The 21,466-nt window shown below is 43.1% G+C and carries 22 protein-coding genes; 14 read left to right on the top strand and 8 right to left on the bottom strand.

Going from position 1 to position 21,466, the window contains the following annotated elements:
* Nucleotides 1-7: 7 nt before the first annotated feature.
* The 6 genes from JSY38_RS02570 to JSY38_RS02545 are packed head-to-tail and all read right to left on the bottom strand — an operon-like array spanning nucleotide 8 to nucleotide 7,007.
* Entirely contained in the window at nucleotides 8-1,825 is a 1,818-nt protein-coding gene (locus JSY38_RS02570) for a BatD family protein (protein ID WP_205115126.1), read from the bottom strand.
* Nucleotides 1,819-3,555: a VWA domain-containing protein gene (locus JSY38_RS02565; protein ID WP_205115125.1), complete on the bottom strand. Its 1,737-nt coding sequence runs from the start codon at nucleotides 3,553-3,555 to the stop codon at nucleotides 1,819-1,821. The genes JSY38_RS02570 and JSY38_RS02565 overlap by 7 nt, the downstream gene beginning before the upstream one ends.
* A complete protein-coding gene (locus JSY38_RS02560) occupies nucleotides 3,552-4,580 on the bottom strand; it encodes a VWA domain-containing protein (RefSeq protein WP_205115124.1) in 1,029 nt (342 codons plus the stop codon). Before JSY38_RS02560 ends, JSY38_RS02565 begins: the two co-directional genes overlap by 4 nt.
* On the bottom strand, nucleotides 4,573-5,076 hold the full coding sequence (locus JSY38_RS02555; protein WP_205115123.1) for a DUF4381 domain-containing protein: 504 nt from the start codon (nucleotides 5,074-5,076) through the stop codon (nucleotides 4,573-4,575). The genes JSY38_RS02560 and JSY38_RS02555 overlap by 8 nt, the downstream gene beginning before the upstream one ends.
* Entirely contained in the window at nucleotides 5,076-5,987 is a 912-nt protein-coding gene (locus JSY38_RS02550; RefSeq protein ID WP_205115122.1) for a DUF58 domain-containing protein, read from the bottom strand. Before JSY38_RS02550 ends, JSY38_RS02555 begins: the two co-directional genes overlap by 1 nt.
* Before the next feature lie 33 nt (nucleotides 5,988-6,020).
* On the bottom strand, nucleotides 6,021-7,007 hold the full coding sequence (locus JSY38_RS02545) for an AAA family ATPase (protein ID WP_309477155.1): 987 nt from the start codon (nucleotides 7,005-7,007) through the stop codon (nucleotides 6,021-6,023).
* Between the two features lie 111 nt (nucleotides 7,008-7,118).
* Here JSY38_RS02545 and JSY38_RS02540 point away from each other — a divergent pair, with 111 nt between their 5' ends.
* From JSY38_RS02540 to JSY38_RS02490, 11 genes are all read left to right on the top strand, one after another.
* A complete protein-coding gene (locus JSY38_RS02540; protein ID WP_114410868.1) occupies nucleotides 7,119-7,340 on the top strand; it encodes a DUF2835 family protein in 222 nt (73 codons plus the stop codon).
* A 123-nt stretch (nucleotides 7,341-7,463) separates the two neighbouring features.
* The gene (locus JSY38_RS02535; protein WP_205115120.1) at nucleotides 7,464-8,504 is read left to right on the top strand and encodes a quinone-dependent dihydroorotate dehydrogenase; all 1,041 of its coding nucleotides are present in this window, start codon (nucleotides 7,464-7,466) and stop codon (nucleotides 8,502-8,504) included.
* 118 nt (nucleotides 8,505-8,622) lie between these two features.
* Nucleotides 8,623-10,788, top strand: coding sequence for a bifunctional 23S rRNA (guanine(2069)-N(7))-methyltransferase RlmK/23S rRNA (guanine(2445)-N(2))-methyltransferase RlmL (gene rlmKL, locus JSY38_RS02530; protein WP_205115118.1), 2,166 nt, complete (start codon nucleotides 8,623-8,625; stop codon nucleotides 10,786-10,788).
* A gap of 107 nt (nucleotides 10,789-10,895) precedes the next feature.
* A complete protein-coding gene (purU, locus tag JSY38_RS02525) occupies nucleotides 10,896-11,756 on the top strand; it encodes a formyltetrahydrofolate deformylase (protein WP_114410865.1) in 861 nt (286 codons plus the stop codon).
* Between the two features lie 239 nt (nucleotides 11,757-11,995).
* Entirely contained in the window at nucleotides 11,996-12,256 is a 261-nt protein-coding gene (locus tag JSY38_RS02520; protein WP_114410864.1) for a formyltetrahydrofolate deformylase, read from the top strand.
* Between the two features lie 1,003 nt (nucleotides 12,257-13,259).
* A complete protein-coding gene (locus JSY38_RS02515) occupies nucleotides 13,260-14,027 on the top strand; it encodes a hypothetical protein (RefSeq protein ID WP_205115116.1) in 768 nt (255 codons plus the stop codon).
* A gap of 98 nt (nucleotides 14,028-14,125) precedes the next feature.
* Entirely contained in the window at nucleotides 14,126-14,953 is an 828-nt protein-coding gene (locus JSY38_RS02510; RefSeq protein WP_205115114.1) for an abortive infection family protein, read from the top strand.
* A gap of 113 nt (nucleotides 14,954-15,066) precedes the next feature.
* Nucleotides 15,067-15,561: a hypothetical protein gene (locus JSY38_RS02505; RefSeq protein WP_205115112.1), complete on the top strand. Its 495-nt coding sequence runs from the start codon at nucleotides 15,067-15,069 to the stop codon at nucleotides 15,559-15,561.
* 119 nt (nucleotides 15,562-15,680) lie between these two features.
* Nucleotides 15,681-16,394, top strand: coding sequence for a hypothetical protein (locus tag JSY38_RS02500; RefSeq protein ID WP_205115110.1), 714 nt, complete (start codon nucleotides 15,681-15,683; stop codon nucleotides 16,392-16,394).
* 325 nt (nucleotides 16,395-16,719) lie between these two features.
* Entirely contained in the window at nucleotides 16,720-16,977 is a 258-nt protein-coding gene (locus JSY38_RS02495; RefSeq protein ID WP_205115108.1) for a type II toxin-antitoxin system prevent-host-death family antitoxin, read from the top strand.
* Nucleotides 16,978-17,056: 79 nt separating this feature from the next.
* On the top strand, nucleotides 17,057-17,335 hold the full coding sequence (locus JSY38_RS02490; protein ID WP_205116643.1) for a BrnA antitoxin family protein: 279 nt from the start codon (nucleotides 17,057-17,059) through the stop codon (nucleotides 17,333-17,335).
* A 48-nt stretch (nucleotides 17,336-17,383) separates the two neighbouring features.
* On the opposite strand, the gene JSY38_RS02485 is transcribed toward JSY38_RS02490, so the two are convergent.
* Complete coding sequence (locus JSY38_RS02485; protein ID WP_205115105.1) at nucleotides 17,384-18,265, bottom strand: SDR family oxidoreductase; 882 nt, start codon at nucleotides 18,263-18,265, stop codon at nucleotides 17,384-17,386.
* A gap of 95 nt (nucleotides 18,266-18,360) precedes the next feature.
* On the opposite strand from JSY38_RS02485, the gene JSY38_RS02480 reads away from it, so the two are divergent.
* A complete protein-coding gene (locus JSY38_RS02480; protein ID WP_114410853.1) occupies nucleotides 18,361-18,969 on the top strand; it encodes a TetR/AcrR family transcriptional regulator in 609 nt (202 codons plus the stop codon).
* Nucleotides 18,970-19,049: 80 nt separating this feature from the next.
* Here JSY38_RS02480 and JSY38_RS02475 read toward each other — a convergent pair whose 3' ends face one another.
* Nucleotides 19,050-20,126 carry a DUF3549 family protein gene (locus JSY38_RS02475; RefSeq protein ID WP_205115103.1) on the bottom strand — a complete coding sequence of 359 codons (1,077 nt, stop codon included), beginning with the start codon at nucleotides 20,124-20,126 and terminating at the stop codon, nucleotides 19,050-19,052.
* 100 nt (nucleotides 20,127-20,226) lie between these two features.
* Here JSY38_RS02475 and JSY38_RS02470 point away from each other — a divergent pair, with 100 nt between their 5' ends.
* Together JSY38_RS02470 and JSY38_RS02465 are read left to right on the top strand one after the other, a co-directional pair.
* Nucleotides 20,227-20,568 (top strand): YqcC family protein, encoded by a 342-nt coding sequence (locus JSY38_RS02470; RefSeq protein WP_205115092.1) that lies wholly within the window; start codon nucleotides 20,227-20,229, stop codon nucleotides 20,566-20,568.
* On the top strand, nucleotides 20,565-21,437 hold the full coding sequence (locus tag JSY38_RS02465) for a DUF1853 family protein (protein WP_205115090.1): 873 nt from the start codon (nucleotides 20,565-20,567) through the stop codon (nucleotides 21,435-21,437). Before JSY38_RS02470 ends, JSY38_RS02465 begins: the two co-directional genes overlap by 4 nt.
* Nucleotides 21,438-21,466: the final 29 nt, after the last annotated feature.

Here is a 21,466-nt window from a genome sequence, read left to right as displayed (position 1 = left end):
ATGTCGGTTAAAAATTTGGGTAGAGCGTTTTTAATTGACTGGCTTTAGAAGGCTTTTCTTGCCCGCTTGTGAATTCTTCTAAAGCATCCGCAAGTGGTTCACCGTGCCATTCGTGGGCGGGATTATTTGAGTAAAGCATTATTTCGGCTTCCATCAGCAATTGGGTGACCTGAACTGATGTGAGGCGTTTAATGTCATCTACGCTACGAATTTCATCATCTCCCCAGCGGTGACGAGCCCATTCCAATAGGCTTGGTCTTAATGACGGTAGGTTGTTCTGCTGGCAGCACTCAATTAATGCTTTATAAGCGCTTTGTTCACTTAAAGTGCTGAGAGGAGCAAACTCTTGCAGTGTCGGAACATCACTGTCTGTGTTTGTTTTTAGTTTTCTGCGTTTTAGCCAAGAGGCTATCCATGCGCCTAACATAAGAACGGCAAGGATAAGCAATCCACTAATGAGGTAGTCTCGCAGCGATTTACTCTCGTTTGACGTTTCGGGTACTACTTCTATTTGGTTGTCTGTATTGGCAGGTTTAACCGCTTTTTTGGCCAAAGATATCGGAGCAATGGATCGGCTTTGAGCGGGTAATGGATCGCTAATCGTTGGGTTGTTGCCTGCTGTTTCGTCAGATTGCCCAGTGCTGTTTGGAAGCGGAGCAATCTCAATACTGTCTGTTGACGCGCTCGCGGTACTTATGGCTCTTTCGTCTGTGTTCCAATAAGTAATGTTTATATCGGGCAGCGATAGGCTCCCTTCCTCGGTTGGCACAACTTCAACAACGATCGTTTGATTGCCAGTTACACCGGTTGAATTCTTCTGGTTATTAAATTGAGGTGGTTTTGGGTACAGTTTATAGTCGCGCGTGCTATTAAACTCTAGCGTTGGAATTTGCTCAGGCAGCGCACCATCGGCTTTGATGTCAATTGTCCAAATCAATGTGTCACCAACTCTTGGTGCATCATTTGTTTTCTCTAGACTAGTTGAGACAGTCACTTTTTCGCTTGGTAGCCAAGCGTCACCTGTAAAGCTTGCTGGAATCGGAATGACTTGAAGGTTAAGGGGCTCACTTTGAACCTTAATCATTCGTCGGCCTGTCGATGTATTGATCATCGCCTGAATACTTTGTGGTGGAATTGTCAGTAGGCCGCTGCGCTGTGGAAAGGCTAAATATTCACGTGTAATGACCTGATATTGTGTGCCATTGACGGTTTGATAATTCATTTGGTCATCGATCAGTCTTTCTACTACAAGATCTGGGTGCGACGGTACTGAACGATTCGCATTTTGTAAGGCGACAGACGTATAGAGTTTTACGCTTAGGATGACCTCTTGTTGAAGATAAGGTTCCACTTCAGATACTTCTGTTTTGATCATCACGGGCGGATTGCCATTGTTGTCCAATAGCTGAGGTGAACTTTTTACAGTCAGCCGAATCGGCTGAGACTCAAGGTCGCCTATTTTGATAGGGGGTATTTCAACGGTGCCGACGGATTTTGGCATCAGGGTAACAACCCAAAAATTCAGTGCTGTACTCGTGCCTAAATTAAAACTAAATTGGCTGTTTTGGCTTTTTCCTAAAATATCGAAGTCGCGTTCTAATGGTGTTAGATCGGGGCCGTTGCCCGTATCTGAGAAGTCAGCACGTAGAGTTAGTTGCACCACTTCATTTTCGTTGGAAACATTCTTATTAAGTGAAGCAGTAACGCTGGCAGCATGAAGTGAGCTTGATAATATAATAAAAAGCAAAGTTGTCATTAGTGAGAAAAACAAGCGATGTGGCTTGTTTTGCGATATTAATGAAAGAAGGTATTGCTTCATTACCATGGGTTTTGCCCATCCTCTTGCGAAAATCGATTTTCATTGCGCTTTTCTTGGTGTAAATACCAGAGCTTACGTTGTAGCAGCAATCCTGGGTCGTCTTGAATTTGTCTCAACCACTGATTCAGCGCCTGTGTTTTTTCTTTGTCTAATTGTGTCTTTTCTGACTCATTTGGATCTTGCTTGTCTGAGTTTTCATCTTGCTTATTATCCTCAGGAGTTTTGGTGTTGTCTTGTTTTTCGTTATTTTTCTCGTCTTTTTTTGGTGGTTGCTCATCTTTTGAGTCATTTTTGTCACTTGAATCCGATTGCTTATCCTGATTCTGGTCTTGGCTCTGCTGTTTAGACTTTTCTTGTTCTTTTTTTTGTTGGTCTTTCTTCTGTTGCTCTTGTCGCTGTTTTTTTAAATAGTTGAGATTGTCTTTGGCAGCTTTTAACGATGGATCTTGCTCAAGTGCTTTTTCATAAGCCTTAATGGCTTGGTCGGTTTCGCCAGATAATGCCAAAGCATTGCCTAAATTATAATTATCAGCGGCATTTCTGCTCAAATTATTTAATTGTTGGACGGTTTCTGGGTAATTTTCTAATGCGTATGACGATGCCGCTTTCCACTCTGGCTGCTGAAAGTATTGATCAGCCGCTTGCCAGTTGCCTTGGTCGACTGCTTGCTGGCCTTTTTGATCCGGTGTTAGAAACCAATCAAGCGGGGCGGCATAAGATTTGTCAGAAGGAAAGTAAAACACGCTTAGAAGTAGCATAAATAGCATGCCTTTTCTAAATTGGAATGCCAGCCAAAGCAAAAAGGGCAGGGCAAACCAATGGCCTTGCTCTATCCAGTGAATGCTTTTGTTTTGCGCTTTCTGAGTCTGCTCGTTACTCAATGAGGTGTCTGTGATTTGGCTTAATGATTGAGGTGTTAAACGCCCCTGATAAAAGCTTCCACCAAGGGATGAGGTTAAAGCTTTTAAATCGTCAATGGGAGTCGATGGCATTACATTTTGGCCATTTTTTCTTAGGATCTGCCCATCGGGTAGTTTAATTAACGATGCGTTTTGGGTGCCAACAGCAACAAGGTCTAGTTGTATGTTTTTACCTTTAAATAACGCGGGAATGCCTTTCTGGTCTTGTTCGCTTACGTCATCGGTTAGCACAATAAGATGCAGTGGCTCAGTAGTATCTTGGCTAAGTGATAAAGCTGTTTCGATACCACTGGTTAAATTACTGCCATACACTGGCATGATGATTGGATCTAATGCGAGTAAAAAATGCGTGATGGTTTCTCTGTCTTGGCTAAAAGGGCTGATAACAAAACCTTCACCAGCAAATGCGACTAAGGCAATTTCGCCTTCCTTGCTTTGTTCCAAAATGTCTCGAACGGTTTGTTTTAACTGAGTTTGGCGATTAGGCTTAAGATCCGTGGCGTACATCGACATAGATTGGTCGACCACCAAGACCGTTTTTTGAGTATTTTCAAACATGGTTGTTGGGGCTTTCGTCCAGCTAATGCCCGCTAAACCAATCCAACACAATGAAACCGTCGCTAACCCTAGCCATTTGTTTAGGTTGCTAGACGTATTTTCGTATACCAAATGCTGCATGAGGCGCTGGTCGACGATCTTGCTGAGAGTGTGGCTGTTGGCGCTTTTTGCAGTAATGAAATATGCCATTATTAAGGTAATAGGCAATAAAAAAAGCCATAAAGGGCGCTCAAAATGAATAAGGTCAAAAAGCATCATGGTTGATCTCCTCTGACGGGGCCGCTTTTACGGCGAGAAGATTTTTTTAATTTAAGTTGCTGACCGGCAAGCAGTGATAAAGCCAAAAAGGCGATAGAGCCAAGACCCAACCAATGAAATAAGCTGGTTAATGGTCGCTGCCAAATATCTTCCGTAGGTGTTGGCTCTAATGTATCCAGCGTTTGATAGATAGCTTGTAAGTCTTGTGTGCTTTTGGCACGGAAATATTCACCACCTGTTTGTGCTGCAATATTTTTTAGTAACGTTTCATCTAGATCGCTAGAGGGATTGATCGCTTTAGGGCCAAAGAAGCTTTGTACAATCATACTGTCTGCCCCTATCCCAATGGTGTGAATGCGCACACCTTGAGAGGCCGCAAATGCAGCAGCTTGTTGAGGTTGCACTCGGCCTGCGGTGTTCGCGCCATCCGTCATTAAAATCAGCACTTTTTTATCAGATGGTTTGTCTTCAAGTCTTTTGATGCCCAATCCAATAGCGTCGCCAATGGCGGTTTGTTCGCCAGCAAAACCGATTTGTGCTTCTTGAACCAATTGATTGATTGTTTTTGTATCAAAACTTAGAGGTGCTTGAAGGTAGGCTTTTGAGCCAAATACAATGATACCAATACGATCACCCCGGCGAGCCTGGATAAAGCCAGACAAGACAGATTTTGCAGCTTCTAATCGATTTGCAGGTTGGTCGTTCAGTTCCATGTCACTAACTTGCATACTGCCAGATAAATCGAGGGCAATCAGCAAATCACGACCCGACGGCGTTACTTTTGTGGGTTCACCTAGCCAAACAGGTTGCGTGATAGCAAAGACTAATAAAATCCAAGACATCAGTAAGCAAGCATAGCGAAGGCTAGGACGCTTGGTGAGTGCTTTGCTATCTTGATGGTTAACAAAGTGTTCGCTGTTGCCCCACCAAATCCCATCACCTTTAGGTTTGGCTTTTGGTAAAAAATACATAATAACAGGCAAGGGCAAAAGCAGAAGAAACCAAGGCCAAGACAATTCAAGCATGGTGCTTCCTTATCCAATAACAGGTGTTTTTAATCATAGTGCTGCGTTGTTCTTGGCTTAGCTCAATTTGGTTTCTATAAGGACCGTCAATAAACTCGCTGGAAAGCGAGGCAAATTGGTGTTTTGCCTGCATAGATTTATCCAATATAGAGAATAGAGCTTGGCTTGGCAGTGCAGCTGTTTCGGTTTTGCCTTCACTAATTAAACAGCGACGAACCATTTCATGGCAAAGCTGAATGCATTCTTTATCAGTTAGGTCGTCGGCTGCTTTACGGATGTTTGATAAAGCCTCTCGCCGATAAGTGCGCTTTTTATGGCGCTGATACCACAAAATTAGCAAGCCTATAATGATTAGAGCAACGGCTGCAACAACGAGCCATGCCCACCAAACTGGTGGCCACATAGGAACAGATTGAGGTAGTAAGTACGCTTTGTGTGGTAAATCGATTGCTTGTGTTTGCGCTTGCGATTGTATTGGAGCCAGTGCCGCAGTCATTAGTGAAGTGCTCCTTGCGATAACAAATATCGGGCAATTTTCTCTGGCGATTCGGTGATATCAAAAATTTGATGGCGAATGCCAAAGGATGCCAGTTTTTTGCGCATCAGGGTGTTCTGAGTGAAAAAATCCGCCTTGGCTTGCTGCATACTCTTCTTACTAACTGATACAGATTTGATGCCGTTGCTGTCTGCTATTTGATATTGGCCAGAGGGTAAGTTAAAGGTGTTGCTGTCGATGACCTGGACCCAATGTACAGTATTGTGCTCTGCCAGTTTCATCAGTTCGCTTTCTTCGTCTTGGTTCCAGCTTTGCTTGTCCGTCAATATGATGACATCTTTATTGTGAGCTTTGCTAGTGAGTAGCGTATTGGACCAAATGCTTGAAGAACTGTTGCCCTTAGCTCTACTTCCAACTGTAGAGGCATCTTTAAGGGCGTTTAGTAATATTGGCAGAGAGCCTGATTTATTGCTGGCGTAGTCTTGGTTTCCATAAGCGATTCGATAAGACAAGGTGTCGCCTTGTTGTTTGGAGCGCCATGCAATAATGCCAGCTAATTGGATAAGGCGTGTTGAAATAAAGGTATGGCGCGTGCCGAAATACGCGCTACTGGAAAGATCCAATAACAAAAGTCGCTGGTGGTCATTTTCCTGAGCATACAGCCGAGTGTGGGCTTGGCCTGTTCGCGCAGTTACTCGCCAATCTATATGACGTAAATCATCACTGGGTTGGTAAGCACGAAGCTCAAGCATTTCCATGCCATGACCTTTTTGTCGTGAGCGACGCTCCCCGTTATTCGTTGCAAAACGAATGGCTTTGGGAGCGCGTCCTAGATGCTTGGCGTAATTAGCCAACAGAGCAAAATGGGCGTCATCTAGCTCAGGAGATTCAGGTGATAATAATGGGCTCATCGTACTGGCTGCCTTGTATTTCGATTCTTTAAACTACAGCGCCGGAACGTGGCTAATCAATCGCTTCAATAAATCATCAACGGATAAACCGGCGGCTTGAGCTTCAAACGTGGTAATGACACGATGACGCAACACGGGCAAGGCAATCTGGCGGACATCATCAGGCGTGACAAAGTCTCTGCCATTTAGCAAGGCGTTGGCACGAGCGCAACGATCTAGTGCTAAGGTACCACGTGGGCTAGCACCAAATTCAATAAGGTTTGTGCCTTTGGCTGCATCACCTAAATAAAGCTCCGGCTGTCTTGTCGCCATGACCAGTTGCACTATGTATTCTTCGACACTTTCAGACATATACAAAGACAATGCTTTTTGCTGAAGCTCAAGAATGTCACTTGGTTGGCAAAGTGGCTGAGGTGCACTGGCCGACGTTTTATGTAGGTCCTGTTGGCGAACTAACCTGAGTACTTCCAATTCGCTAACAGCGCTTGGATAACCTAGGTTTATTTTCATCATAAAACGGTCAAGCTGCGCTTCTGGTAAAGGATAAGTACCTTCTTGCTCGATGGGATTTTGTGTCGCAATCACAAAAAATAAAGACGAAAGGGCATAGCTGTGATTGCCCACAGTGACTTGCCCTTCGCCCATTGCTTCGAGTAGCGCTGACTGCACTTTGGCTGGTGCTCGGTTTATTTCGTCGGCAAGTACTATATCGTTCATAATCGGGCCGGGAATAAAGCTAAACTGACCGGTTTCTTGCTGATAAATATCAGAACCCGTGACATCGCCAGGTAAAAGGTCTGGTGTAAACTGGATGCGTTGAAAGCGGCTGTTTATGGAGCTGGCCAATGCTTTGGCCGCTGTGGTTTTGGCTATACCTGGAGGCCCTTCTAACAGGACATGTCCATTGGCGATTAAAGCGACAAGTAGTTCATGGGTTAAATCTGGTTGGCCGACAACGGCATGATTTAGGTGATCTTTTAATTGCTCAATTACAGTTACCATTGAACCTAGGTTCCTTATACTTCTGTCAATAAAAGTGTCAACGCAATATAATAGTCTTCATCTTATCGGATTCAAATCTTTACGCACAGAGCGTTCTCTGTAAGGGTAACGTAAGCACAGGACGAAAAAATGGCAAAACTTGTATTAAATGTGGCTTTGCCCGCGTTTAAATATGAAGCTATGTACGCAGGTTCAGCAAAAAACTTAGTAGCAAGCTGTCTAGATGGGCGTAAAGTTCAGTTGCCTTTATCAGCTTTTCAGCGGTTCGTAACCCATGAAGGGATTTATGGTTTTTTTGAAGTAGAATTTGACAACATGAATAAACTGATTGCAGTAACTAAGATTAGATAGCCTAAAATTAGATAGTACATAATCAGATAGCGTAAAGTTAGATAGTAAGAATTAGATACTATTATTAAATAGCAAAGATCAGAAAAGTATTTTCCTGATCTTAACAGCCAAGGAGCCCTAACAATGTACCAACTTGCTCGCTCATTACTTTTTAAACTGGACCCAGAAGTGTCCCATGAACTGTCATTGGATCTTCTTGCAGCAAGCAGTCGATTGGGGTTGAACAAATTTCTAGGCGGTTTACCTTCTACTAAGCCAGTAGATGTTATGGGGTTGCGTTTTCCTAATGCCGTTGGATTAGCGGCAGGTTTAGATAAAAATGCTGACGCTTTTGAGGCGTTAGGCGCATTAGGTTTTGGTTTTGTGGAGGTAGGAACAGTGACGCCCAAAGGCCAAGCTGGTAACCCAAAACCACGTTTGTTCCGCCTGCCGGAGCATGATGCCATTATTAACCGCATGGGCTTTAACAACAAAGGCGTTGATCACCTAGTATCTCGTATTAAGTCTCATCGTTACCCAGGAATATTAGGCGTTAATATTGGCAAGAATCTAACGACTTCGGTAGAAGATGCCGCAGCGGATTATCTATCTTGTTTAGAAAGCGTAATTCCATTCGCAGATTACATTACCGCGAACATCAGCTCACCAAATACCCCAGGTCTTCGCAGCCTGCAGTTTGGAGAAAGTTTGGCTCAGCTTATTGCGCCTCTAACAGTTGCCCGTGACCGTTATGAAGCCGAACATGGTAAGCGTGTTCCATTAGCAGTGAAAATTGCGCCTGATATGACGGACGATGAAATTAAAATGGTTGCTGATACACTGGTCGAACAGGGCGTTGATGGTATTATTGCCACTAATACCACCTTGTCTCGCGAAGCGGTTCTAGGTCATAAATTCGAAAAAGAAGCGGGAGGTTTGAGCGGTGCGCCAGTACGTGATGCATCGACTCATGTAGTAAGAACCTTAACTGAACACCTGAAAGACACCTTGCCAGTTATTGGTGTGGGTGGTATTTCAAGTGGCGCAGACGCCGTTGAAAAGCTGCAAGCTGGGGCGCGATTAGTGCAAATTTACTCAGGCTTTATTTATCAGGGCCCAGAGTTAATCAAGGAAGCAATAGCAAGCACTGATGCTTATTACCGAGAACTTGATCTGGGTATCTAATATTATCGAACTAAAAGCAAGGCGCGTATTTTGGCGTCTCGTTGGATAGGCGGAATTTTATTCCGCCTTCTTTATGTGTCTTGCAACATTCACTGAAATTTAAAAAAGTATTTTATAAATGAGCACTATATTACAGACAACTGATTCCACAAGTCAGGTTTACGCACTAGAAATAACCTGTCCACTTGGGTTAGAAAATGTCTTGGAAAAAGAGTTGCATGGCGAAGGCCTAACGCAAACTCGGTTGGGTGAAGCGCAAGTCAAATTGAACACAGATTTAGAAGGCATGTACAAAGCCTGTCTTTGGTCTCGTGTCGCCACTCGCGTTATGTTGCCGATTGCCAACTTCAAAATAGAATCGGCTGATGACTTATACGATGCCGTGAAAGCCATTCCGTGGTCTGACCACATGAAAGCGACCAACACCATGGCGATCGATTGTCATGGTACTAATCACCATATTCGTAATACACAATTTGGTGCAGTTCGTGCAAAAGATGCGATTGCCGATTATTTTGTGGCATTAACAGGCGAACGTCCTAACGTCGAAAAAGAACAGCCAGAAGTACGCATTGCTTTGCGCATTAAACGTGAAGTCGTAACGGTAAGTATCGATTTGTCTGGCGAAAGTATGCACCGCCGTGGCTACCGTCAACATGGTGGCATGGCGCCACTGAAAGAAAACTTGGCAGCAGGTCTTTTGCTACGTGCTGGCTGGGGTACCGATTGCGGTTTAACGCAATTGATCGACCCTATGTGTGGTTCTGGTACGTTCCTTGTTGAAGCCGCTTTGATGTCTTTGGATATCGCACCGGGTTTACGTCGTCAATATTGGGGATTCAAAGGCTGGAAACAGCACGATCACCGTATGTGGCAACAATTAATGGATTTTGCCAAGAACCGTAAAAAAGACCCAGCAACCTTGGGAATTCGTTTTCAAGGAACGGATAGAGAGCAAAAAGCCATTGCTGCCGCGCGCGAAAACATCAAGCGTGCAGGTTTAACCGATGTGATTGATGTCTCCATGATGTCATTCCAAGAGCATGAGTTCGACATCACGCCAGACGTACCGGGCCTTGTGATCACCAACCCACCTTATGGTGAGCGTATTGGTGATGAAATGGCTTTGATCGCATTATATCGTCAACTAGGTGAATGGGTCGTAACACAAGTGCGCGGTTGGCAGTTCATGATGCTGACCAGCAATGATCATCTGGCGCGTCAAATTCCCGTTCGTCCAGAAAAAAGCACGCGTGTTATCAACGGTGGCATCGAGTGTCGTGCTTATCGTTTTCCTTTGCTGGCTGGCAGCATCAAAGAAGACGTGGTTGCGCAATCCGTGATGACACCAGGCGCACAAATGTTTGCTAATCGCCTGCAAAAAAACGCCAAGAAACTGAAAAAATGGGTCGAGAAGAACAAGATCCAGTGTTACCGCGTTTACGATGCCGACATGCCTGAATACGCGGTTGCTATCGATGTGTATGGTGATTGGGCACACGTGCAAGAATACCAAGCGCCTAAAAGTGTTGATCCAGAAAAAGCTAAGCAGCGTTTGTTTGAAGTCATGTCTGCGATTCCGACCGCGTTGAATATTTCAGAGTCCAATGTGATCTTGAAAAAACGCCAAAGACAGACAGGCAAAGAGCAATACGAAAAAATAGATCAGACGAAACACGAAATGATCGTAGAAGAATACGGCTGTGACTTCATTGTTAATCTAAAAGATTACTTGGACACTGGTTTGTTCCTTGATCACCGTCCAGTGCGTAAATTAATTCAAGACAAAGCCAATGGTGTACGTTTCTTAAACTTGTTCTGCTACACCGCAACCGCGTCGATTCATGCCGGACAAGGTGGCGCGCGCAGTTCATTGAGTGTTGATATGTCGAACACCTACACTGAGTGGGCGCGTCGTAATATCGAATTGAATGAGTTTTCAGACCTTCATCACCAAGTGGAACGTGCGGACTGTATCGAATGGCTAAAACAATGCCACGATAAATTCGACTTGATCTTCATGGATCCGCCAACGTTTTCTAACTCGAAAAAAATGGCGGACGTGTTAGACATTCAGCGAGATCATGGTGAACTTGTGCGTTTGGCAATGGCAAGACTGGCGAGAGGTGGCGAACTTATCTTCTCCAATAACTACCGTCGTTTTGTATTGGACGAATCGTTAGAGCAAGAATACAACGTGAAAAACATCACTCGCGAAACGCTAGACCCAGATTTTGATCGTAATGACAAAATCCACCAGTGCTACATCATTAAGAATAAGTAAGCATAATTACCTGGGTTCAGTATAATTCGCTGACGTTTTATTAAGGCTAAGCAGCTTGTTTAGTCTTTTTGGCTTTTAAGAGTTTTTTAAGGTTTATAAGTTTTACTATGAGAAAGAAAACATTTCGACTTGTGATTAGTTGTCCCGACAGAGTGGGGATTGTAGCGGCCGTTAGCCAGTTCTTGAACGATCGCCAAGGCTCGATTATCGAAGCAAGTCACCACACAGATTTAGAGCAAAAATGGTTCTTTATGCGTCACGATATTGATGCAGAAAGCTTAAATATTGACGTTGAAACCTTCCGCAAAGAATTCGCGCCAATCGCCGAAAAATTCGACATGCGTTGGTATGTAAAAGACAGTGAAGATCGCCCTAAGGTCATTTTGCTAGCAACCAAAGAATCCCATTGCCTAAATGACATTATGCACCGTTGGCACACCGGCGAATTGAACTGTGAAATCGTTGGTGTGATTGCTAACCATGAAGACCTTCGTTCTATGGTTGAGTGGTACAAGATTCCGTATTTCTGCATTCCTGTGCCGAAAGAAGACAAAATGCCTGCCTTCCAAGAAATTGAAGCCTGCATTGATCAGTCTGGTGCTGACACCATTGTGCTAGCGCGCTACATGCAGATCTTTCCTGAATACTTGTGCGAAAAATACCGTCACAAGGTAATCAATATTCACCACAGCTTCTTGCCATCTTTCATTGGTGCTAAGCCTTACCACCAGGCTGCCGTGCGAGGTGTGAAATTGATTGGCGCAACCTGTCACTACGTCACTGCAGACTTAGACGCAGGTCCGATTATCGAACAAGACGTGATTCGTGTTCGCCACAGCCACGCGGCAGAAGACATGGTTCGCCTTGGTAAAGACATCGAAAAACTTGTACTGTCACGTGGACTTCGTTACCACTTGGAAGATCGCGTTCTTGTACATGGTAATAAAACCGTCGTGTTTGCTGAATAAAGCAAGCACTGCAAGGTTTGTGAAAAGGGAAGGCTTCATGTCTTCCCTTTTTTTTGGCTTTTTGAGACTGTTAAGCGACGGTTCAACCCTTGGCAGGACGAAAAGGTTTCTTTTTTTATCTTTTTGTAATGTTAGAGGTAGAAAATTACTGTTCTTGAAAAAAGTGTCTATAGTTAACATGAACGATAAATGATCAATTAATTTACATTTAAGAGACGGCAGGCAATGTGAGGTGAACAATGAAACTCAAGTTAACGCCAACTCAAAACTTATGTGTTGGGTACCTAGAATCTGGTTTTAAATTGATCCAATTGGGTGAGCAATTTTACTTTATTAAAGGCGAACGCCGACAAAAGGTGTTACCAAAAACCTTAGACGCACTCGTCAACCGTGGTGCACTGGCTCACACCGAGCAGGGCGACTACATGCTAAGCGACGAATTTGTCGAACATCGTAAACGAATGCGTGAAACGAACGACCCAGAACAGACCCGCCATTGATAACAGATTTATGTCTACCTTGGCCCCATTTTTTCTTCTCAGGTAAATGGGGCCTTTTTTATACGCTAACCTTTCTTATACCCTCCCCTTATGTTTTCCAAGGGGAGGGTTAGGGAGGGGTTATTCTCTTCTTTGGGTTCCATTCAAACGCTTTGCATTCCCAACCTTTATTCCGCTCTGCTGAGTGGGTAACTTTTGCCAATCGATGCAAAAGTAACCAAAAAATCTTTTATCGGGCTATCGCTCAAACGTCTTATTCACTTTATTTAAGGCAGCGTATAGCAACACGATCTTTACCGTAAGGCATAGATTGGCCTTGCTGTTCGAGAGAGTCTTTCTGTTAATGACTCTGATACTCCATAAAGTCGCGCAACTTCGTCGCGTCGAACTGATGGCATTGCTAATGCTGGTTTTCGTAGGGCGGATGAGGGAGGTACGACCGTGATCCGCCGTTGAAAGCGAAGCTTTCATTTTCTATGGTAGGTCGCGCCTTTAGGCCGACAACTTAATAATTCCCCTTATGTCTTCCAAGGTGAGGGCTACTGTGTAGTTATTTCTTTCGCTTATCCCTAACGATATCTGCTTAATTGCCTGTACGTTAAAAACACACAATATTTTTATGGTTTTCGTTTTTAGCTTCTTGTATTGTGTAAAGAAAGGTCAGGGAAGACGAGCAGATAACTCATATCAAATGAACACGTCTTTCTCCTTCACCTGATTTACATTAAATTTAAGACATTTGTTTTTGTTTAGTTAAAAACATGAATGGCAAGATAGCCAAAAGCATGACTTGGAAATTCTGGGACTAACATCGTTTCGTTGAAAACGCCAAAATGATTAGAACCAAGTCAGCGCTGCTTTTTTGCAGGAATAGCATCAGGGATAAAAGCATTAATTGCTTTACTAAAAATCCGAATAGATGGCTGCAAAACTGTTTTTGTTAGATCTTGATTTTGCTTGCAAAAATCGGGGTGTCCATAGATGTTAAGCATTAGGAGAGAGCATGGTACGTGGAACAATTTCTGGAAGAGAATATTCAGAAGAAGATATTTTCGATCTTCGCTTGTATCCGAGAATGAAAGAAGAGCCTCTACTAAATGACGATGACTGTTTAGTTGTGCCTGTCAGAAATGAAAACGCGCCTCATTTTAGGCGTATAGGTAATCCATCATTTGGAACTAGGTTAGGAGGAGACGAAAACAATCCGACACATGATGACTGTGTGAAGTTTTTGTTCGACGAGTTAAGCGACGATAAAGTTGCCAAAGTGCGCTTTTCGACATATGTCTTTAATGATAACCGCCAATTTGAAGAGCAAGTAATATTCGAGCCTTTGCAAGATAGTCAATACTTATGGTTTATGGAAAATAATTGTCGGGTTGCTTTTAGTGACGACACATATATAAAGCCAGATATAGCGGGTAGAGATTCCTCTAAGTTCTTCCCACGGGCGGCTTACCCTAACGTGGTCTTAGAGATTGTGCGAACTCATATTCCCGACCAAAAAACATTTCAGAAGCTTTTCGAGCTATCAAAGTGTAATCATCATATTTATTTTTATTTTATAGCAGAAGGTAAAGACCGGTCCAAGATCAACCACTTCAAATTGGAAGACGATGTGTTAACTATAAGAGTCTCTCACTATTTGATAGGCGGCAAGATATATAGGAATGGTGAGGAGTTTCACTCTCAGAGGGATAATGAACTATTTGAAGATTGGTATAGATATTTAGAAAACAGCTATTTTATCAAGGCCAAGGAAAATGCTTAACAAGGCGCTGCTACGGAAAATTTTCTCGCTGGCGCTCCCAAATTTCCGCAGAGCGCAGCGTTAGCTGGCAAATAAGGTTCGGAGGATTTTGAGAGAAAATGGAATTACCCATATCTGATTCAATAATTATTGCGGTTTCCAAGCTTGTTGATGACGCTCAAGTCGAACCAAAAAGGGAGCCGACGCATTCCGAACTTGAGGTTCAAATCAAGAAAGCTGGATTGACGCAGGCCGACCCAAAATCACAGGGGCAGTCGGTCGGTAAAGCCAAAAGGGTTAGGGCTACATTGAACTGGGCTATTGAAAATGACCCATCGGCAGGTAGTAAGCTCATTTCACTAGTTGTTTCTCAAGTTAGGGCTGTTGGTGGTTTTCGAGACACATCTCCAAATTTCGTGGGTAAAGAACAGATACTTAATACAATCAGTGTTTTTGATGCTGAAAACTTCTCCCTGTCCGAAAACGGAGATATACGCCCGAAGGTACTAGATACCCTTAAAGGTAAGCATCTGACAGAAGCTTTGCAGGCTTACGCACAAAGAGCAAAAAGAGGTTCTGAAGATGCGGCGCTACTTTCGGGTACAGGGAAAGACCTTTTAGAGGCAACAGCAAAACACATCATTCAAACAAAGTTTGGAGCCCATCCTGCCAATGCTAATTTTCCTACTTTATTCGGCCAAGCCTATGCAGCATTAAATATGGCGACCCCAGAAACTCCTAAAGCTGCAAATGAGCCTGCAATTAAAGACTATGAGCGAGCACTTTTCCATATGGCTACCGGTATAAATAGAGTTAGAAATAAAGAGGAAACAGGGCATGGCAAGTTATGTATTACTGCTTTAAGTACAAAAGAATCTCATAGCATAATTGAGTCCGTTGGCGTTATCGCAGAATTTTTACTTAACCGGTTAAATGAGAGCAGCTAACAAATCAAAGCACACGGACTTGGTAAAGCTGTCACCTTTTTTGTTCCAAAAAAGCCGCCAACTTTACCAAGCCGGTGTTTGAGGCGTTAGGGTGTCATTCAGAGGTGAGCTAAATGGAAATTAAAATTTGCAGTAAGTTAGAAGCTCCTAATAAGCTTTTCATATGTAATCATGAGCAATTAATTCCTGCTCGCTCAGAGTTCATTATTGAAGTTAGATATTGGGCCGAAATAAAACGTTCAAAGCGAAAATGGATAGAGGGTCAGCATATTTTTGCTACTTCAGAAGCTGAAGAGCTTGAGTTACTAAACGAATACGAAGATTCTTTTCGTAATGAACTATCTAAGAAAGGCAATGAAAGAGTAAAACAAATTTTAACTACTAAAAATGAGTTTACTGGCTTTGAGGTACAAATTGCAGAAGAATGGTTAGCTGATGAGAAACACAACTCTATTGTACGGGCTGAAAATCGAGAATCCGAGTCACTTGAAATAAGTAAGAGATCAGAGTTGCATGCCAAACGATCAAATAAAATAGCTATTTTAGCTTTTGTTGTTAGTGTCATCGCGTTGTCATGGTCTGTGTACTCTTCGAGTGTGACACCCTAACAAGTCATTAAACTTGGACGCATAACGGCTGTCATTGTTTTTGCAAAAGACAATGGCGCAAAAACAATACCAACCTACGCGCCAGTTAATGAGGCGTTAGGTGACCAAGGAGATTTTGAGTGAAGTTGGATAATAAAGAGCTATATGACTTGCTTAAACGGAAAAAAGTGTCAAACTTTTTCCATGCAAATACAGTAGCGACATCAATCACTTTTATTCAGGAGGGTGGGCTTCTATCTAGGCAAGGTATCGAAGAACAAACCCTTTACCAAACCCCTCAGACATCGGACGAAATTGATAAGCTGTTTGATGTATTTGGTGACATATTTCTAGATACAACCGATTTGCACGGGCACTTTTCTAGACAAAATCACTATGGACCGGTTCTTTTTCGGTTTAAATTAGAGCTTCTGCTTGATGAGAATTTGGATATTTGGGTAACGAATAACAATCCAATACATTGGGACAGGCATTCAGAACCAGAAGAGAACTATTTTCAAAGCGTCAAAGAGCTGGCTAGAAAATGGGACGATTACGATATTCAAAGAAAGATGTTTACTGTCAGGAAGCCAACTAGTCCAATCCTCTTCGAGTATCTTGAAGAGATAATACTTGACAACCCGAAAGTGAAAATAAGCGATGATGTTAGTTTACGAAAAGAATCCAGAAGGGCTTTGAAGAAAGCAACAAAGGAAAAAACTCAGCTTCGAGAGCTTTTGACCTGGAGGGAATGCGGGCACTGCTTTTGTCAAGACAACTATCTAAAACAAGTTCAAGTACCAGAACTTATACAAAAGTTTTTGCCGACGTACCATGCGGAGTTCGAGAAATAGTCACCTAACAAGCACATGAAATTCGCTCCCTTCGGTCGCCGGACGCTCGCAAGCTCGCGCCGTTTATGTGGAGCGTTAGCCTTACGACCATAATTACTATTTTTTAGAAGTCTGTCTTATCAAGGCGTTTACTTTTAAATATCACATCGCAAATGCTTACCGAGCTTGTTTCGTCAGATCACGCCTCGTTCCTCGTCTCATCAGACCTACGTGATCGGTGGGTGAATGTTTGCCAATTATTGAGACTAGTGGGAATAATCAGCTGGTGATGGCAGCATTAGTTCTTTCCAAATTGGAGTGATACATTTTAATTTGAGGTGTTGCTATGAGAGCCGAAGTCGTTACTACGCTAAAGAGGCAGGCATCGAAGCTGCTTGCTGATTTACGTGAGTTAAAAGAGCCTATTCTCATAACCGAACATGGTCAGCCATCAGCCTATTTGCTTGACGTAGCTGATGACGAGTTAATGGTGCAACGGATGAAGATCTTGGAAGGTATCGCGAAAGGCGAGCAGGCCATCCGTGAAGATCGAACAATGGATATGTCGCAAGCCAAAGAGAAAATGAGTAAATGGCTCAAGTAATTTGGACTGAGCCAGCACTGGATAATCTGAATGATATTGCTGAGTATAGTGCAGTTAGTAATCCGTACGCTGCGAAGCAATTTCAGTCAAAAAACCTTACGCTAAAAAGCTTAAGAAGCAGGTCACGATAAGGCTTGATGAGGATACTGTTGAGTATTTTAAGGCGTTGGCGGACGACAAGGGAATTCCTTATCAAAGCTTAATTAATTTGTATTTAAGGGACTGCGCGCAATCACACCGTGACTTGAAGATGGAGTGGCAATTAGTCATTTCACGCATTCCAAAAAAAGAGTCTGTCTCATCTTTAAATTCAGACGTCCAGACTCCAATTCATTTCTCAAACACGACATTCACTTGATGTCGGTCTAAAAAGAGGCAAAGTATTGTTTGCCTCTGATGACGAATATTATACGTCAGCGCCGCCTAGAACTTTGTCTAGTTGCATTTCTGTTAAAACACGGTCTTGGACAGGTTGTTTAGCGGCGTTAATTTCATCAACCCCCCAAACCAAGCCAACAGGTGTGCGTGTTGGGCGCTTACCAGCAGGCATGTCTGCTAGGGCTAAATAAGCATCTACTACCATTTGTGGATTAGGTGCTTGATCACTCTGCATAAATTTACCGAATTCTTCGAACATGGCGGTAGGGATGTTTGCCAATTCACCGTAGCTATCCAGTATGTCTGTACGTGATGGTTGTTGTCCTGATGCTGTTAGACCTGTTGGGAATGGGCCAGGTTGTACGATGGCGACATCGATGCCAAATGGCGCTACTTCGTAGCGTAAACCTTGAAGGTAGCCTTCTAAAGCATGTTTGGTCGCGGCGTAGGTAGAAAAGTACGGTGCTGAAATTTGGCCAACCATGGATGAGGTGTTAATGATAAGGCCAGACTTAGCTTCACGCATCGCAGGTAAAACGGCCAGAATAGTGCGCATAGCGCCATAGTAGTTGGTTTCCATTTGCTCGCGAGCTTGGTCAATACTAAATGCTTCTGTAATGCCAAGATACATCACGCCTGCATTGTTAAGTAAAATATCAATTTTGCCTGCTTTATCTAGTACGCTTGCAATGGCGTTTTTGACTGATTCGTCGTTGGTAACATCCATATCAACAACTTGAATTGAATCGCTATACGCTTCCAGCTCTGCTTTAACTGCAGAATTTTTACCTTCTGGACCGCGCATAGTGGCGAACACTTGATAGCCTTTATCTGCAAAATCTTTTACTGATTTTTGACCAAAGCCACTGCTGCTTCCTGTAATAATGATGCTTTTTTTTGTATTGCTCATTTTTTCTTTCCTATTCGATTTGCTAATTAAGTACCAGGCGGTACAATAAGCGCAAAAGATTAGTATGTCAAATTAAAATACTAGGTGGTATTAAAATGAGTTTAGATTCAATTAAGCCTTCAAGGGGGCGACCAAAGACCCTAGATCGCGATCATATTTTAGATGTGGCAATGAATTCTTATTGGAAAGAGAACATAGCCAATTTGTCTCTTAATGAAATTTGCAGGAGGTCTGGTGTATCAAAGCCTGGTCTTTATCGTGAGTTTTCAAATGAAGATGGCTTGATGAAGGCTGTACTTATCAGGTATCAAGAGCAAGTGTTAGGTCCAGTTCAGCAGATGCTGAATAGTGACGTTCCATTTAGAGAGGCTCTTGATAACCTTATATCGTTTGCCGCTTCAGTTAGTTGTCATGATGAATCTCCAAATGGCTGTCTTTTTATAAAAATGCGTGAATCACGAACGCATTTGGGTGAAGCGACTCGAGCGCAGGTAGACTTTCTTGAAGAGCAGGGTCTTGTTACTTTTCAAAAATGGGTAGAGCGTTCAAAGGCTAAAGGTGAGTTTTCTGCAGAGATGTCGTCAGAATTTGCCGCTACTTATATCGATGCACAGCTAAGTAACGCTTCGTCTCAGGTGGCGCGCGGTGAAGATCCGCAGATGGTTCAGAAAATACTCGTGGCTGCTCTTTCAATATTGAAGTAGGACTATGTTAAAAACCAGAGTCTGGGTTGTTCATTTCAAACACTCCAGACTCAGGTTATCGCAATGTTAACTCTTCCCAATCACTGCACTGACTTTGGTGTTTGTGTGAATATATAACTCACTGCTTGTGCCAGTTGCGGGCTGACGTGTTCGCTGCGTAGTAATGTCCAAAGCGGTTGTTTGGCTTCTGGGTGCTGGCTGAGTTCGGCGGCAATTTGTTTGAAGGCGATGTAGCCATCTTCTCGGTGAGCCAGTTTTTCCATGATGATGCGCATTAATTGTGGGTTTTGACCCAACCAATGGGGGCATTTTGCGGCAAGGGCAGCGATAGGGTGAAGGTCGTCGTCTTTGCATTCGGTTAGGCTACCAAGTAGACCAAACAGCGGCAGTAATAGCGTGTCGTTTAAATCGGCTCTGGATAGGGCGCGTAAGTAACTGGCTTGCATCAGCGCGTCTTGCTCGGTTTGCAGTTGTTCGATAAGCGTATCTTGTAACTGGTTAGATAGAGTCTCGTGCTCAAGAGCGTGGCATAAAGCACTAACTACGGGCTTAGCAGCATGTTGAATAGCTTTTTGTATAAGTGCTTGGTATTTGTCTTCATTTACTCTGGCGGCAAGTTCAGCAATGCCTTGTAAACCAAGTGTTTGCCAGCCGTCGTTAGCATCGGTTAGATCAGATGACAGGTATGCAATGACGTCATCGAAATAGTGCGACTGTGTTTTATGCAGGTCTTTGCCAAGAATGGCGTGAAAACTAGCCATGCGCTCTTGGTCTGGTTTGAAGGCATAGGGGTTGTCCTCTAGGGCTTCTGATAACCCCGCTTCTTCACCTTTGTGCAGTATTTTATCAACAATACTTTTAATGAAGTGGTCACGTGTGCCTAGGTTTAAGCAGCCGGCTTCGTCTAGTGGCATTTTAATAAACCAAATAACACTTTGATCTTGAGTATTTTGGGCTGTTGTTTTGGTATTTTTCATTTTTAACAGGCAGGCCAACCATGCGTGTTGACGAAATGGGAATGGGTAAGCCTGTTGTTTGCGATCAAATTGGATGGCTTGTTGCGGTGTGATTTTTGTGATGTTGCGACCTAGGTCGTAGTAGCTTACATCGCAACCAACCATGGTAAATAGGTCTGAAAGAGATTCGATTTTATTCATACTAAAGTTTGGGCTCATATGGCCGATAAAGGTATTTAATGTACCGTTATCGCTTTAAAAAAGATTCGCTATGTTACCGTTTTTCAAAGGAGAAATCAGGTTGAAAAAAGCCTTTTCTGCCCATCATGTGTTGGCTGATTTATTGATGGACTTGCAAATGGCAATGCAAGACTGTGGTGTTTGGGAATGTGATATACCTTCAAAAGAGGCTGTAGCAAGCACAGAGCCTTTCTGTGTTGATTCTATGTCGTTCGAGCAGTGGTTGCGTTTTGTGATGATAGAGCGTTTTAAAATGATGTTAGCGTCTGGTGAAACTTTACCTAGTCGATGCCATATATCTCCGATGGCGGAAGAAGCTTTTAAAGGTAAGCCACAGTCTAAAGTCCGTTCTTTGGTGACTTGTTTAAACCGTATTGACCAACATTTAAGTGGTGCTCTGTGATTTCGGATCGCGTTCAACATCCTTTTGTAAAAGATATTGCTTGGCTAGTTGAAGGGCATTATATTGAGCGCGATTTTGAGCTAGAGCCTTATTGGCTGTCAGATGTTGAAGCGCAGCTGCTAGCGTTGGATGATCAACCCCAGCCATTGATAGACGCTGTAACAGAGTGCAAGTCTCATTTTCTTGGCAGCTATTTCGAGACCTTGTTCTCGTTTGCGATTCGTCATTTGTCTGTTTTGACGGTTCATTACGAGCATGTGCAGATTGTTGGTGAGGGCAAAACTCTAGGCGAAGTAGACATGCTGGTGGAAACGCCAGCAGGTCAGCTTCATCAATTTGAAATTGCCATTAAGTTTTATTTAGAGCGTCAAGATTTATATCCAGACCATTGGATTGGCCCAAATAAAAATGACAGCTTACTAAAGAAAGTCTCTAGAGCCAGAGGTCATCAGTTACGAATTTTAGAAACAGACGCGGGCAAGTGTGCCATTGCGGATATTGCGGATATTGCGCAAGGTCGAATGCCTCAGGCAAATTTGTTGATTTTTGGTCGATTGTATTCCTCGCTTAATGCAGGGCAGGATATATCAACTTGGTTAGCTCAATCAGAATACGGTGGTTGGATCAGAGCGTCTGATTTTATCTTGCTAAAGTCATATTTTTTAAATTTTTTAGTTTTACCGAAACCTCATTGGTTGTCTTATCCTGCTGTAAATGAGAATATTCCTTTCAATTATTCGCAATTTGCCTACAATCTCGTAGGTGAGATCCTACATGATTCACGTCCAAGACACGTGTTTATGTGGAGTGCTGCTGATGCAGCAGGGGACATATGCAAACATGTGTTTGTTGTACCAGATTCATGGTGATAGTTTGCGAGGCCTCTAGTGTCAAAACG

It is taken from the genome of Marinomonas foliarum, assembly GCF_016906065.1.
Classification (GTDB): Bacteria; Pseudomonadota; Gammaproteobacteria; order Pseudomonadales; family Marinomonadaceae; genus Marinomonas; species Marinomonas foliarum.
This window is presented reverse-complemented; position numbering and strand designations above follow the sequence as displayed.